The organism is Mucilaginibacter sp. SG564 (assembly GCF_013149275.1).
Taxonomy (GTDB): domain Bacteria; phylum Bacteroidota; class Bacteroidia; order Sphingobacteriales; family Sphingobacteriaceae; genus Mucilaginibacter.
Genome location: NZ_JABGNA010000010.1, coordinates 94956 through 111454 on the forward strand (window position 1 = coordinate 94956; position 16499 = coordinate 111454).

Sequence of the window (16499 nt, forward strand, 5' to 3'; positions counted from 1 at the left end):
ACCAATTAATATTATAACCCTAATTAACTAATACTATGGCAAAACACGTACTATGGAGTACCTGTACTGTCTTTCTTGCTGCTTTAAGAGCACATGCTGGTGCACAAGCTGCCTATAAAAGTGTTGCCGACGGAATTATTATTAATTCGCCGCAAAAATCAACACATGAAACACCCTTGCTGGGTATGCGAGTCATCTCAGACAAAATCCTCCGCGTTACAACTGTTTCTAAAAATGACTTCCACCTAATCCAGATTTTGACAGCCATGGATCGGTCAAGCCAATCTGTTAATTGGAACATGGTTCAAAAAGGCAATCAAGTATTGCTGCCCAAATCATCAGTTATAGCTCAAATAAGGCTTCTGGACAAGATGATCTTTAATGATAAAATAGACAAGCTTATCTTAAGTAAAAACGCAGAACCTTCATTTGCCTTTACATCAAATAATATAGAAAGCCCTTGTCATATTACCCAAACCTTCAAGAGCCTGGCAAAAAAAGTCATCTATGACCTGGGACAGCAACAAAACAGGATCGTAAACTTTATAAATCAATATCTGAAATTGTTGCGGAATACCATTGAGGCCGCGGCACCCTTTCTGACATTTAGCAAAAATCATAGCATTTTATTGGGCAATTACCCCTTAATCAAATTTGATGATACGCGTGATTATCAGTCGTTATCAGGGTTAAACTATTCGCTGATGATGCGTAACAAGCCTAATCTTCTGCATTTAGAATTGAATAATAACCACCAAATATAACACCGGAAAAAAAGTAACCCTAAAGTTTTAAACACAAATCCAATTTTATGAACCAATTATTTACCAATCTAAATTTATTGAAAAGATGAGAAAAAAATTAAAGTGGGGACCAGCCATCCGTTGCTGGCTCCTTGTTAACGCACTGTTTTTTTCATTTGCGAGCTACGCGCAAAGCATAAAAATTACAGGTAAAATTATCAGTGCAGACGACTCCCGGCCCTTGCCCGGTGTAACTGTTAAGGTAAAAGACTCACCCATAGGCACGCTATCCGGCACTGATGGCAGCTATGCTATCAATGCCAAACCCAATGATATACTGGTTTTTAGCTTTATAAGTTATAACTCCCAGCAAATATACGTAGGGTCATCGGCAGTAATAAATGTAGCCCTCAAGCCTTCCATGAACGATTTGAGTGAGGTAGTGGTGATTGGTTACGGCACCAGGAAACGACCTGATCTTACCGGCTCCATATCGTCGGTTACTGCTGCAGATTTGTTAAAGGCTCAGCCAACAACATTTGACCAAGCCCTGCAGGGACGAGTGCCCGGGGTAATTGTGCAGCAAGTGTCTGGCCAACCCGGTGGTGACGTGAATGTCCAGATCCGCGGCTTAGGGGGCTTTTTAGGTGCGCCTCCCTTATACGTGATTGACGGGGTACAGATCCCGCCGAATGGGCAGTCTGCCATCCCCGGCAATGGTACTAACCCACTATCCAGTATCAACCCATCGGATATAGCCTCAATAGACGTTTTAAAAGATGCTTCAGCCACGGCTATTTACGGTTCACAGGCATCCAATGGGGTAATTATTATTACTACTAAAAAAGGAGCTGTAGGTGCTCCCCTCATTAGCTATGATGGCTACCAGGGCTGGCAAAAATTGCCAAAATATTACGCTGTAATGGATTTGCCCCAATACGCCACTTTCATGAACGAAAAATCAGCCATTATCGGTTATGATATGAGGCCGCAATTTGCCAATCCGCAATACCTGGGCCCAGGTACCAACTGGCAAAAGGCCCTGTTTCGTACGGCCCCTATGCTGAACCATAATGTGGCCATTAGCGGCGGCGATGCCAGGACAAAATACTATATATCAGGCACCTATTTCTCGCAGGAGGGTATTGCCTTGGGATCGGATTTTAAAAGAACTTCTGTAAAAGCAAGTATTGATAATAAAACCACCGACTGGTTAAAAGTTGGTATAAACCTCAATATGGCGCACGTAGCAGAAAATGTCAGCACTTCTAATACAGGCGTGATCTTGCAGGCGCTTAACCAAACGCCCGATGTCGCCGTGGTAAACCCTGATGGTACCTGGGGTGGTAATGATCCTAATATTTATGGCGCTACCGGTACCAACCCATTCGCGATAGCCACTATTGTAAAGGATTTTAAAAGCCGTTACCAATTAATCGGTAACGCTTATGCGGAAATTCAATTTACCCGGGATCTAACCCTGCGCAATGAAGTAGCCGGAAATTTTGACTTTGCTACCGAGGATTATTTTAATCCAAGCTATGTTATGGGCGCTTATACCAAGACAAATAATAACGGTACAGCCTCAAGCGCGCAAAATTTCTATAATTCCATCTCCAATTATTTAACCTATCAGCATACGTTTGCCAAAAAATACTGGGTAAACGTAGTTGCGGGCCACGAAGCACAATTGCTCAAAAGCAGCGGTATTACAGCTACCCGAACCAACTTTCCGAGCAATAACGTGCAAACGATCAGCAGTGGTGATGCGACAACGGCAACCAATAGCGGTGTCAAAGGACAGGGTGCGTTGGAGGCCTATTTCGGCAGGGCTAACTTTACCTACGATGACCGTTATTTGTTAACCGCTACCGTACGGCGCGATGGTTCATCAAAATTTGCCGAAGCATACCGCTGGAATACGACCTATTCCGGCGCACTTGCCTGGAAAATAAACCACGAAAGCTTCCTTAAAAGTGTGAAAGCTATAAACGATCTTAAACTTAGACTTGGTTACGGATTGGTAAACAACCAAAACATCGCGGAGTACGCTTATGGTTCAACTTTAAATACCATATCCACAGGCTTGTCAGGCAACTCACAGATAACTGCCACGACAGGCAACCCCAACATCAAGTGGGAAACTACAAAGTCATATAATGTTGGCCTGGATGCAGCTGTTTTAAATGGCAGGATCAGTTTTTCCGTCGACGCATATTACCGCAAAACAAATAACCTGTTGCTAAGTCTTCCCCTGCCCAATTACTCGGGAACAGTTGCTGCCGGCGGGTATGCGCCGGGCTCTGTACAAGCCCCCTATGTAAATGTAGGCGCGGTGAGCAATAAGGGTTTTGAGTTTTCACTTTCCACCCAAAATATCAAAGCAAAAAATTTCAACTGGAACAGCAACATTACATTTACCAGGAATATCAACAAGGTACTTGCCCTGGTTGACGGCACACCGGCAATTTATGGCACGGTAAGCAAAACTGTGGTTGGCCGTTCTATCGGCGAGTTTTACGGATACCAGGTGCTGGGCATTTACAAAAATGCCGCAGACTTTGCCAAATATCCGGCGTTATCTCAAAATGGCGGCGGCCCCATCCCTATAACGCCCGGCTCTGGTGGTGTCTGGGTAGGTGACGTTATTTTTAAAGACATTAACGGCGATGGTAAAATCGACGCTAACGACCAGACCTTTTTGGGTTCTCCTATACCTAAATTCCAGTATGGAATCAATAACAGCTTTAATTATAAAAATTTCGACCTGAATATTTTTATGGCTGGTAATTACGGTAATAAACTTTATAACCAGTTAAAGGTAAATGGCGATAACCCCAATCAAAACTTTGGCTATTTCCCCTCAGTGTTCAACTTTGCTAAAATTGGATTGATCGATCCGACAGGTTCCACCTCGGATATCAACAATGTGTACATCACCAACCCGTCAACCAATATTACCCGGATTAGCCAGAGCAGTGGCAATGATAACCAGCGTTTTTCTGACAAATACATTGAAAGCGGTTCATTTTTAAAATGTAAGAGCATCGCTTTAGGCTATAGTTTTTCCAATAAGCTATTGAATAAGATCAAATTACGGTCACTCCGGGTGTATGTTAACGTCACCAACGTTTTCACGATCACCAAATATACCGGCTATGATCCGGAAATAGGTTCATGGAACCCGTTAGCAGCAGGAATCGATAACGGCTATTACGCGCAGCCGCGGGTTTACACAGTTGGTTTAAACGTATCCCTCAATAATTAAAATCAAGATTATGAAACGCATTAAAATAAATATAGCCCTGCTAATTATCAGTATTTTTATAATAAGCAGCTGTAAAAAAGATTACCTTAACCGACCTCCATTAACCGGTATCACGACCGATAATTTTTATAAAAGCGGTTCAGATTTAAGATTGGCTACCGCCGCACTTTATGCGCAACCATGGGCAAGTTGGAACAATTTTCCGTTGCTGGGTATTGGCGATATCATGAGCGGAAATATGTTACAGCCCTATAATGGCGACCTGGTTCAGCTTACTACCTTTTCCATTACCCCACAAAACAGCAATATAGCACAGGCATGGCAGAGTTTTTACAATGTAGTAGCGCATTGTAATATCAATATTAAAGCTATTAATACCAAAATGCCTGATAGCGTGGCTGTACAAAGTAAAACAGGCGCGCTTGGCGAAATAAGGTTTATACGGGCCACATCTTATTTTTACCTCGTCCAATTGTGGGGCGCAGTACCTATTATTGAAGATAACGACAAGCTGATAGCCAATCCGTTGGTGCCGCGGCATAAGCGTGAGGATGTATACAAGTTTATTATCAACGACCTAAGATATGCCGTAGCCAATTTACCCAAAACAGATCAAGCGGGGCGAGTAACTACCTGGTCGGCCCAGGGTATGCTGGCAAAGGTTTATTTAACCAGGGCCGGTTTAAACCAAAATATCACACGCAATCAATCTGATCTGGACAGTGCCGCTTACTATGCCGGCAATGTTTGTAATACCAGCGGTTTGGCGCTGTTACCGAGCTATTACAACCTTTTCCGGACCCAGTACAATGACAATCCCGAATCATTATTTGCTTTCCAATGGGCGCCAGGTGTTCCCTATGGACAAGGTAATTCCATACAAGCTCAATTTGCACCAGGCGGTGGCCTTGTTCCCAGCGGAGGAGGCTTCGGCGGTGCTATTGGCCCTACGATAGATCTTGCCAACCAATATACCCCTCAGGATTCGGTACGCCGCAAAGCCACATTTATGCTTACCGGCGATAAATATCCTGAGCTAAAAGCGGCAAGCGGCGGATATATCGCTACAGGTGTGAACGTAAAAAAACACGTGGTGGGTACCGCTGCCGATAATAATTCGCCTACGATGGACATATGGTCTTCAATTGAGCATAATGCGGTGTTGCGCCTGGCTGATGTATATTTAATATACGCCGAAGCCCTGTTAGGCAACAACGCTACTACTTCCAATGGTCAGGCTTTACAGTACTTTAACGCGGTGCGTACAAGGGCCGGGGTTGATAAGGTTACCGTCCTTACTCCCGATGTGATCAGGAAAGAAAGACGGCTTGAATTGGCATTTGAAGGTCAGTATTGGCTTGACCTGGTGCGTCTCTCTTATTATGATCCGCAGGAAGCGATCTCGATAATTACTAAGCAAATAACTCCAACACAAGATGCAGTTCCGTATATACCCCGGTCGCAATTCAGTTATGATCCGGTCACAGGGATTAAATCAGTATCATCTAATAGCCTGATCATAACCAAACCGACCAAAGATACATTCACTTTGCCTATTCCGGCAAATGAGCAAACGGCAGATCCTAAGTTATTGGAGGCACCTGTGGCTTATTATTAACGGCATTGTTAACCATTGATATCATTCAAAAAATTATGAAAAAACTAAATCATCATATCAAAAGCTACTTGTTGCTTGCCTTGCTCGCTACCTCAGCTTTTATTCAATCCGGCTGTAAAAAGGATTCGTCCTCATCATCAAAGGGTAACCCGGTAATTACAGCTATACGCAATTATGTAGCTCATCCCGGAGATTCGCTTTTAAGCAGCGCTGGTACGGGTCAGTGGATCGTGATTTCGGGTAAAAATTTGAAAGGAGCACTCGCTATTAATTTTGATGGAGTAAAAGGCTCTTTCAACGATGCCTGGTTCTCAGATACCAGTGCGATTGCCCTGATACCGGCAATTATAGCTTTCCCATCGGTACCTTCAGATAAACTGAATACCATACAATACATTACCAATCATGGTCAAACCACATTTACGTTTCCTATTGTTCCTCCTGTTCCCGCTATTTCAGGTATTTCTAACGAAGCCGCTAATCCTGGCGATTCGGTTAAAATTATCGGGCTTAACTTTTTCTTTCTTAAAAGTGTTACTTACGGCGGAATTAGCATCACTGGTTATACATCTTCAACTGATGGTACATCCATCAGTTTGAAGGTGCCCTCCGGCTTAACCAAAGGGCCAGTAACCGTATCTACCAAATCTGGCACCACTACTACTACTTACAATGTTTACGATTTTGTAACCGGTGTATTAAATAATTATGATAGCATAAATAATTTTGCATGGGGCTCGGGTACTTCCAATAATTCTACTGACTACCCTGGCAACATAGGCTATTATGGAGTAATGAAAGCATCTAATGTTTCTGCCGGCGACTGGTCATGGTGGAATGACGGCCGATCTATTAATATAAACTCAGCCCAATGGGTACCTCAGGCTAACTTAAAAGACACATTAAGCCATTATGCCGTAAAGTTTGAAATATATGTAACCAAGCCATGGACAGACGGCTCAATCCAAATTTTAAATGCTAACGGAAATTACGCGGCCCTTTATCATCCGTGGAAAACAGCTACCGGTTCAGCAGTCGCATTTACTACAAAAGGTTGGCAAACAGTCACTATTCCGTTTTCAAGCCTTATTAGCAAAGGCCTTCCTGCGCCGTCACTTACAGATTTACTTGGTGCTACCGGAGCTGGCGGCATCCAATTCCAGTTTATCAACGATGGTACAAAGACGGTCCAAACCTTTGAGGTAGCTATTGATAATATCAGGGTATCAAAAATTAAATAAGGGCGAATTTTAGTTGATATATATAAGTGAATGCCTGGGGCCTTTTCAGAAGGTCCCGGCATTTTTTACGTCACAACCCGCAGCATCCAGTGGCCTTACAAAAACTGGTTGAAAAAATTTATCACCAAGCATTATAAAAATGAAAAATCTGTTTTTTAAAATATTCATATCGATTACAATCATATCTCTCCTTTCCTGTAAAAAAACAAGTAGTGCATCGCCGGAATTAAACGTCAGTCAGGCTACGTTAACTTTTGCACCCGAAGGTGGAACCCAGGATTTTTCCATTGCATGCAACGCGACATGGAACATCGTTAATCCCGGTTTTGCCTGGCTAAAATTAAGCACCACATCCGGCAGCAGCGGCAATATGGTCATTCACTTAACAACGCTATCTGAAAACGGTACAGGATCAACACGGTCAAGTATCTTAACGATAAACTCTTCCAATGGCCAGGCAAGAAGTTTGAAAGTTTCTCAAACATCTAACCTCTTTCCTAATTACAATACTTCGCCAAAAGCTGCCGATGCGACCGGCATGAGCAGTAACGCCGTTCAGCTTGCCGCTAAGATCAAGTTAGGATGGAATATTGGTAATACCCTCGAAGCTTCAGGGGGTGAAACAGGTTGGGGGAACCCGCTTATTACAGAAGATTACATCAAATTTGTAAAGCAACAGGGATTTAATGCCATACGTCTTCCATGCGCCTGGAATATGGGGCATTTAAGTAATCAGGCAACTGCACAAATAGATCCCAACTGGCTAAAAAGGGTAAAAGAAGTAGTCGGGTATTGTGTAAATAATGATATGTACGTATTACTGAATATTCACTGGGATGGCGGCTGGCTTGAAAACCATGTTACCCAGGTAAAACAGGATTCCGTTAACGCTAAACAAAAAGCACTCTGGGAACAAATTGCAACAGCTATGAGAGATTTTGATGAACATCTCATGTTTGCCAGCGCCAATGAGCCAGCTGCAGATGACGCCGCGGCAACAGCAATACTTTCTACCTATCATCAAACCTTTATTAACGCGGTTCGATCAACCGGTGGTAAAAATGCCTACCGTGTATTGGTACTTCAGGGCCCTTCTACTAATATGGAAAAAACAAGTGATTTTATGACATCCCTTCCGCAGGACCAGGCGACAGCCAGGCTGATGGTTGAGGTGCATTACTACTCGCCATTTCAGTTCTGCTGCCTCCTGGATAATGACGCAAGCTGGGGCAAAATGTTTTATTACTGGGGTGCAGGGCACCACTCGACCATTGAACCCGACCGCAACGCTACCTGGGGTGAAGAAAGTGATGTAGACGCCTCTTTCAATAGAATGAAGACAAAATTCGTCGACAAAGGAATTCCCGTTCTTTTAGGTGAGTACGGCGCCTACAGGCGTGACAACACAGCACATGTTCCTTTGGATTTACCAACACATGAGGATGCGGTGGATTATTGGAATACCTATGTTACCAAACGAGCAAAAACAACCGGCATGCTACCATTTTTCTGGGACACAGGCGGTGCTTTGGACAGAAGAAATTATACCGTAAAAGATCAGCGCACGATAACCGCTATCAAACAGGGCGCAAATTAGTTGAAAGAGGCTGCATCATAAAATCATGATCAGCCTCTTTTTTATCAGCTGCTTTAGCAACGTAAAGCGTTGGAGAAAATCAGCTTCATTAACAAAGTGGATTTACATGGTTTACACAATTGATGGTTAACATTATTACATATTAACCATCAATTGTGTATTCTTTCTCGCGTGCAAACCCACCTTTTGCATAATATTATTATCGGTTAAATTATACTTAATGGGTAAACATAACATCAGGGGGCAATCTAATTTATGATTTAGTCCCCTTTTTGTTTTAAAGCGGTCATTTCTAACGGTTAGCTCAGCTCAACAAATTCGTTGGGTGGATGGCCGGAAGAAGCTTTCACTAACAAAACCCGAAACCTCTTTACAGCTATTCCTGGTTTTGTTGATATTCATGATTATTTCAGCCAGCCATTAGCCCCCATCCATTCTTTCAACCTCTCAAACCAGTAATCGTGGGTAGTTGAATTGTACAAACCAAAACCATGGCCGCCGCCTGCGTAGATATGCATTTCTCCCCTTACCTTATTCTGTAACAATGCGTCGTAAAACAATAGCGTGTTTTGAACAGGAACAACATTATCGTCTTCAGCATGCACCAGGAAAGTTGGGGGTGTCGCGGCGGTAACTTGCTTTTCATTACTATAAAGGTCGATAAATTGTGGCGACGGTTTGTTACCGATCAGGTTATCGCGTGACCCTATATGCGCAAATGTGCCGAAGCTGATAACCGGGTATATCAATGCCATAAAATCAGGGCGGAGGCTGATATTACCATTGTGCTTTATTGCAGGCTTATCAAAATGTGTACCCAAGGTTGATGCCAGGTGCCCACCCGCAGAGAATCCGATCACACCTACCTTTGCCGGATCTATATTCCATAGCTTCGCATTTTTGCGAATCATACATAATGCCGACTGCGCATCCTGCAGCGGGCCAATGGTTTTGTCAACCATAATGCTGTCACTGGGTAGTCGGTATTTCAATACAAATGCAATTATTCCTATCTTATTAAAAGCACTTGCTATGGCCTCCCCCTCATGGCCCATAGCAACACCTGAATAACCGCCTCCTGGAATCACTAACACTGCTGTATGCATCGCGCCGTCCTTTATTAAATAAGGTGTAAGCGTGGGAATGGATACTTTGGCTATCCCACCCCATTCGTTAAGCTTTTCCCTATAAGTCGCGGGCGTAGGTTTCGAATTGGGAATACCACTGGGGTAAAGTGGCATAGGTTCCTGTGCAAATGAATGCGCAAGCCAACCACTAAATATTAATATCAGGGCAAACATTTTCATATTTTTTTCTAATTAGTTATCGGCTTTATAGCCTCTGTTTAACAATGCACGATGTGCCTTTATACGGAAGTATTTAATTTATATCTTCATCATGAGTTATGGGTTATCCAGTGCTTTTTTAATCAGCAAGTTCGATCCTAAAACCAGATACCTTCCAGTCAGGTAAGTTTACAGGCTTTTTGATCACCAGCATATCTGCTTCCTGGCGCCATTGTATCTTTTCCTTACTGCCCAAAAGCTTCACTGAGCGTATCTTTGTCTTGTTGATACCGGAGGTTCTCCCGAGCGACTTGATTCGAATATCTGAGGTGGGTGTGTCAAGTAAAAAAGCATACAATTTATTGCCATTACATGTGAATCGGATATCTTCTGCAGTGTATTTTAACCTGTATTCATTAAAATTATCGGATTTAACTTTTGCTGCCTTTTCGGGGCGCTCTCCAAATATTTTCCATGGGCGGGATCCATAAATACCCTCACCATTGGCCGCCGTCCACTTGCCTATCTCGTCAAGTGCATTTAACATATCAGGCTCCAGATCTCCTTCCGGTGTTTGCACAATATTTATTAGCAGGTTTCCATTTTTACTTACTATATCTACCAACATCCGTATAATATCGGTACCACTTTTGTAGGTTTGGCCGGTGCGGTAAAACCAATCGCCAATAGACGTATCAGTTTGCCATGGATACGGGCTGATGGAATCCTGAACGCCTCTTTCAAGATCTTGTACCCACATACCTTGCGAAGGTTGCTTGCAGTTATACACAGCAGTGAGCTGGCCATTGTTGTAGGCGATATTTCCGTTATAAAAATTGGCTAGCACGTTCCTGCCAACATCCCCAAAGGGGAACCCACCATCTGAATAAAGCAGGTCGGGGTGATAAGTATCTACCAGTTCTTTAATGGACTTATACCAGGTACGCTGCCATTCCGGATCCGTAGTATACCAGCCGCGGTCATCTGATTTTGCTTTCGGGTGGTATAAATCAGCATAACGGGGGTCATTAGCGTCATATGGAACCCCCTTATAAACGCCGGAGGTGTCAGCGCTATGTGCTGGTTGATACCAGGTAAAGCTTGCTCCCAAATGCTCCGACACACCAAATTTAAGGCCATTCTTCTTAGCTTCCTTTTGCCAAATGCCAACCACATCTTTATGGGGTCCCATTTGTACAGCATTCCAGCGGTGTAGTGAAGAGTTCCATAAAAAGAAATTATCATGATGGGTGCCCATGCTAACAAAGTATTTTGCGCCTGCCTTTTTATATAGCGCCATCAATTTCGCAGGGTCCCATTTTTCAGCCTTCCATAAAGGTATGATGTCCTTGTAACCAAACTTTGACGGGTGCCCGTAATGTGCAACATGATATTTATATTGTTCGCTGCCCTGGATGTACATATTCCGGGCATACCAATCACCCTGACGGGGTACAGCTTGCGGTCCCCAATGTGCCCAAATGCCAAACTTGGCATCTCTGAACCAAGCCGGATATTGGTATTGTTTAAAAGAAGTGTCCGAAGGCTTGTACGGGCCGTTGTTTATGGGTAGTTCCTGCCCATACAGCACCAAAGTGAACGTCGACAGGATCAGGTTGAGTGTAAAAATTCTTTTCAGTTTAGTCATCATTTTAGTTAGCTATTTATAGGTAATTGAAAATTCGCTGTTCCATAAACTCGGGTTTATAGGGTTCGAGCGAAAAACTTCTAACATTGTCTTTATCAAGTAATATACTTTTGGAGGAATGTTTAGGATTGATGATCTGGACCTTGCCAGTTAAAATTAAATAAAGTATATGGTTGTTATCTATATAAATCTTGCCATGCCCCCCTTCCGGTGCTTCAGGACCTTGTTCAAGTGAAAGCGTCCCGGTGAGATTATCGACTAAAAAGCTAAATAGCAGCAGAACAGGAATTGACATATATTTTATTCTGTTTATATTTATATCGATTTTAGCCTCGTATGGCTGGCATTCATTGTTATTTTTTTATATATTAATAATTGGTGTGTCCCCTGCCCGTTTCCGACGTATCAATATGCCAGTGCTTTAACCGTTAGAGTTGCATCAGATAAATCCGTCGAACTAACCGTAAGTTTAATATCACCAGTATTATGCGTGCTCCTGATAACGATCATCGCACTCCCGTGCCATACCTTACGTGAGTTGCCTGCATATGAGTCAACGTCTTTGATATCGGCATTGTCAACCCCAGCTATTGTACCCGGTCCGTCAATCTTAAAATGCAAACGATTGGTGGCGTTCGATTGAATTATGCCGTTTTTATCTGTTATTTCAATTCTCACATACGATAGATTCTGCCCATTAGCCAATATCTCTTTACGATCGGCAATAAGTTTGATTTTTGCCGCAATACCGGCAGTTTGGAGAATAAACGATTCCGTTTCTTTATCATTTTCAACACCAACTACCTTAAGGTTTCCAGGAGTATAAGGCACGGAGAAAGTAGCTTTAAATTCCTGTTCTTCGGTTGTCGGTTTTTCACCGAGAAGTTTGCCGTTGAGATAAAGTCTTACTTTGGAGTATTTTGAATATACTTCTACATCAATATTCCTCCCCTCAAAACCTGGCCATGTCCAGCTTTCCCAAGTCGGCCATACAGACCATCTGGTCTCTTTGATTTCCAATGGCTCCGGATTTGGTTCGCGAACAGCCATATATAGCATCTCCTTATCATTGTACAGCAAGCTTCGGTAATGTGATATAGGTTTTCTCCATCCGGTTAAATCTATATCACCGCAATAAGCAGCATGCCAGGGGAAAAAATCATTTTCCCAGTTTTCTCCGGGCACTTCGCCCGAATAATATGAGCGACCTATTCCTGATTCACCCAGATAATCAATTGCCGACCATACAAAATCACCGATAATGTAACTGTAATTCTGCACTAATTTCCAGTTAGCAAACGCATCCCGGGGGTAGGATTCGGTCTGAACAATAATGCGGGAAGGGATTCTTTTATGATCGGCCGGGGCACTTTGTAACTGATAATTATATCCGCAAACGTCATGAACAGCCATAAGCGGATCAAAAGACTCCCATTCATTACCCCAGGTAACGATGGCCGATGTAACCGGTCTCGTTGTATCTATATTTTTAACAGCGTCTGCAAGCATTTTGGCAGTTATCACAGCTTCAGGCGTTTTTCTTTCCGATATTTCATTGCCAATACTCCACATGAAAATTGAGGGATGGTTTCTGTCGCGCAGCACCATTGTTTCCAGATCACGTTTCCACCAATGGTCAAAATAAACTGAATAATCGTATTTATTTTTACCCCCTCTCCAACCATCAAAAGCCTCATCAATAACCAATAAGCCTAACCTGTCGCAAGCGTCTAAAAAAGCTTCGGAAGGAGGATTATGTGATGTCCTTACAGCGTTAAACCCGCCGGCCTTTAACAACTCCACCTTACGTTCCTCGGCGCGGTCAAAAGCCGCGGCACCCAGGCAGCCATTGTCGTGATGCACACATCCACCGCTTAACTTAACAGTTTTGCCGTTAAGCTGGAAACCATGCTCGGCAGTAAACTTTAAGGAGCGGATACCAAAAGCGATCTTTGTTTCGTCCATAATATCATTACCTTTTGATACCTGGATCTGAGCACGATATAAATGAGGGTTTTCGGGAGCCCACAGTAAGGGCTTTACTATTTTTATAGTCTGCGTAATTTTCTTTACCTGGTGAGCAGGTAATTCTATTATTATGCTATTATTTCCGGTGACTTTAGCAAATTCGGTCAGTAACCATGTTTTGACAGTAATCTTTTGTGAAAAGGCGGTTTCGTTCTTTACAGTAGTGTTAACCTGTACAGATGCTTGTTTTGAGGATACATCCGGTGTTGAGACCGCGACTCCCCAATCGGCTACATGTACGGGATTAAAAATCTTCATCCAGACATGGCGATAAATTCCGGAGCCGCTGTACCACCTGCTGTTTATTTGCCGCGAATTATCTACACGTACAGCTATCACATTTTCCTTGCTAAAATCCAAGTATGTTGAAAGATCATAACTGAATGAAGAATAACCATAAGGGCGAACACCAAGTGATTTCCCATTGATAAATACCTCGGAATTCATGTAGACACCCTCAAAATAAACGGAAATACTTTTGCCTTTCCACTCGCGGGGGGCTTTGAAGGTTTTTCTGTACCAGGCTATGCCCGCCGGAAAATAACCGCCAGCGCCACCCGTTGGGTTTTTAGGATTTATCTTTCCTTCAATACTCCAATCGTGCGGCAGATCAAGGTTACGCCAGCCGGTATCGCTGAAACCTCTGAACCTGGCCAGTGAATCATCGCCCAGCTTAAATTTCCAATTGTAATCAAACAATTGTTTCTGCTTAGTATCACTCCGAGTTTGTGCGAAACTTAACATATTGCCTGCTAAAAGCAAGAAGGCCATAGTTATTACTCTCATAATTGATGTATTTTAACCCGTTACTTAACCGCAATTTTTACCTTCTGAACAATATGACGGGATGAATTACCTAACTCCAGGATATACTCGCCGGCCTCCGCATTCCATGCTTTTTTTGATTCATCATAAAATGCAAGGTCGGCAACTTTTACCTGTATTTCCACCGTTCTTGCTTCGCCTGGTTTTAGAAATACTTTTTTAAAACCTTTAAGTTCTTTCTCAGGGCGCAATACCGAACAAACCGGGTCGCTTACATATAATTGCACAACTTCGGCGCCGTAACTGCTACCTATATTTTTGACGGTAAATTTTACACGGATCGTTTCATCTTTTTTATAGCTTGATTTGTCTGCAGAAAAATTGTTAAAGGAAAAATCAGTATAAGAAAGACCATAACCAAAGGGAAATTCCGGTTCTATGTTTTTTGTATCATACCAGCGATATCCAACCAGTATACCTTCTTTATAGTCGGCTGTCAGGCCCTTACCCGGATAGGTATCCATATTAAATGCAGGTGAATCATGTAACGAAACCGGGAAGGTAAATGGCAGCTTGCCCGACGGATTGATTATACCTTTTAATACATCAGCAAGTGCGTTACCAGCCTCTGATCCGTTAAACCATGACCAGACAACGGTATGATTTGATTTTTTAATTTCATTCAGATCGTACGGAGCGCCTGCCATAACAACAATAACGGTATTTGGATTAACGGCGCTCACCGCATTAACCAGGGCTTGCTCTCCAAAAGGCAGTTCCAGGCTTTTGCGATCATGGCCTTCACTCTCATATTCACGGTTTGAGCCGATACATAAAATAGCTACATCGCTGGCCTTTGCAAGCGCTATAGCATTATCAATCAGGTTCTGATCGGGCTGATCATAGCCACGGTTTTGCTCATCGGTTCTGCTTGCCAGGTAATTAGCCCTGTAACCCTGGGCAAAGCTAATACTGGCTGTTTTGCCGAATCTTGATTTGATGCCATCCAATGCAGTAACCTCATACCTGGCCTTTACACCTGCACCATAACCACCCAAAGCGAATGTACGTACCGCATTATCTCCGATAACAGCAATGCTTTTGATTACATTTTTCAAAGGCAATAAATGATTGTCGTTTTTTAGTAGAACGATAGATTCTGACGCAATATCATAAGCGATTTTCGCATGTTCTGGAGTGGCGATAGATCCTTTGGGATGCTGGGCACTCATGGAGGTGTGATACATGAGCCATAAGATCCGGCTCACTTTATCGTCAATCGTTTTTACCGAAACCTTACCCGCTTTAACTGCGGCAAGCAAAGGCTTGGCAAAGTACCATTGATCATATGGCCCGCTTGATCCCATTTCAATGTCCAACCCATTGTTTGCGGCTGCAACGGTATGATGTGTTCCGGCCCAGTCTGACATAACCACGCCTTTAAAACCCCATTCATTTTTCAGTACCTTGTTTAATAAAAAATCATTTTCGGAACACCAGTAACCATTCAACTTATTGTAGGCCGACATCACAATGTAAGCATTACCTTGCTCCACCGCCGCTTTAAATGCAGGGAGATAGATTTCGCGTAAAGCTCTTTCATCAACAATCGTATTTACACTGTCGCGGTTAAGTTCCTGGTTATTGGCGGCAAAATGTTTTATGCAGGCCGCTACGTGCTGGCTTTGGATTCCTTTTACAGATTGAACGGCCAGTTGGCTGTTCAGATACGGATCTTCAGAATAATACTCATAAGTACGGCCGCAAAGGGGCATCCTGCAAATATTAAACGCAGGTGCAAGCATCACATTCTTTTTACGGGCATTCGCTTCCTCGCCTATAACTACCCCGTATTGATGGGCCATAACCGGGTTCCAGGTGGCCGCTATCGCCGAACCATTGGGTAGGAACATGGCAGAATCGGTTGTCCAATTAGCCGAAGCCCAATCAAAACGTTTTATTTCTTCACGTACTCCTAATGGCCCGTCATCACATGTCAGTTCCGGGATACCTAAACGGGGTACGCCCGCCGAAGAAAATAAAGCATTGCCATGCAACATTTCTATTTTTTCTTCGAGTGTCATTTTTTTGATGATGCTGTTGATCTTCGCCTTAAGGGCTGCCTCACTTTTGTGCTGCGCAGAAACACTGCCAGCCAGAAAAAGCACCATAACACAGGCAATTGTATATTTCATAAGTATGATTTTAGATTTATTGATTAGCATTATTTAGCTGTAATCGCAACAGCCGATTCTTTTACCCCTGACGATGTTGCTTTTAAAAATGATAGATCTCAATAATGAAT

At 43.0% G+C, this 16499-nt stretch carries 10 protein-coding genes; 5 read left to right on the plus strand and 5 right to left on the minus strand.

What is annotated here, in order from left to right; genetic code table 11:
• Positions 1-35: 35 nt before the first annotated feature.
• The 5 genes from FHW89_RS22000 (at position 36) to FHW89_RS22020 (ending at position 8467) form a co-directional block, all read left to right on the plus strand.
• The gene (locus FHW89_RS22000) at positions 36-764 is read left to right on the plus strand and encodes a hypothetical protein (RefSeq protein WP_172337211.1); all 729 of its coding nucleotides are present in this window, start codon (positions 36-38) and stop codon (positions 762-764) included.
• Between the two features lie 85 nt (positions 765-849).
• On the plus strand, positions 850-4011 hold the full coding sequence (locus FHW89_RS22005) for a TonB-dependent receptor (RefSeq protein ID WP_172337212.1): 3162 nt from the start codon (positions 850-852) through the stop codon (positions 4009-4011).
• 10 nt (positions 4012-4021) lie between these two features.
• Entirely contained in the window at positions 4022-5629 is a 1608-nt protein-coding gene (locus FHW89_RS22010; RefSeq protein ID WP_172337213.1) for a RagB/SusD family nutrient uptake outer membrane protein, read from the plus strand.
• 35 nt (positions 5630-5664) lie between these two features.
• Positions 5665-6870 carry a glycan-binding surface protein gene (locus tag FHW89_RS22015; RefSeq protein ID WP_172337214.1) on the plus strand — a complete coding sequence of 402 codons (1206 nt, stop codon included), beginning with the start codon at positions 5665-5667 and terminating at the stop codon, positions 6868-6870.
• A 139-nt stretch (positions 6871-7009) separates the two neighbouring features.
• Positions 7010-8467: a cellulase family glycosylhydrolase gene (locus FHW89_RS22020; protein ID WP_172337215.1), complete on the plus strand. Its 1458-nt coding sequence runs from the start codon at positions 7010-7012 to the stop codon at positions 8465-8467.
• 404 nt (positions 8468-8871) lie between these two features.
• Here the strand turns inward: FHW89_RS22020 and FHW89_RS22025 are convergent, their stop codons facing one another.
• The 5 genes from FHW89_RS22025 to FHW89_RS22045 form a co-directional block, all read right to left on the minus strand.
• The gene (locus FHW89_RS22025) at positions 8872-9774 is read right to left on the minus strand and encodes an alpha/beta hydrolase (protein WP_172337216.1); all 903 of its coding nucleotides are present in this window, start codon (positions 9772-9774) and stop codon (positions 8872-8874) included.
• A 118-nt stretch (positions 9775-9892) separates the two neighbouring features.
• The gene (locus FHW89_RS22030; RefSeq protein ID WP_216650654.1) at positions 9893-11404 is read right to left on the minus strand and encodes an alpha-L-fucosidase; all 1512 of its coding nucleotides are present in this window, start codon (positions 11402-11404) and stop codon (positions 9893-9895) included.
• A 13-nt stretch (positions 11405-11417) separates the two neighbouring features.
• Positions 11418-11696, minus strand: a complete 279-nt coding sequence (locus FHW89_RS22035; protein ID WP_172337217.1) for a hypothetical protein — start codon at positions 11694-11696, stop codon at positions 11418-11420.
• A gap of 110 nt (positions 11697-11806) precedes the next feature.
• Positions 11807-14215, minus strand: coding sequence for a glycoside hydrolase family 2 TIM barrel-domain containing protein (locus tag FHW89_RS22040; protein ID WP_172337218.1), 2409 nt, complete (start codon positions 14213-14215; stop codon positions 11807-11809).
• Between the two features lie 20 nt (positions 14216-14235).
• Positions 14236-16389 carry a glycoside hydrolase family 3 C-terminal domain-containing protein gene (locus FHW89_RS22045; protein ID WP_253952289.1) on the minus strand — a complete coding sequence of 718 codons (2154 nt, stop codon included), beginning with the start codon at positions 16387-16389 and terminating at the stop codon, positions 14236-14238.
• Positions 16390-16499 lie beyond the last annotated feature (110 nt).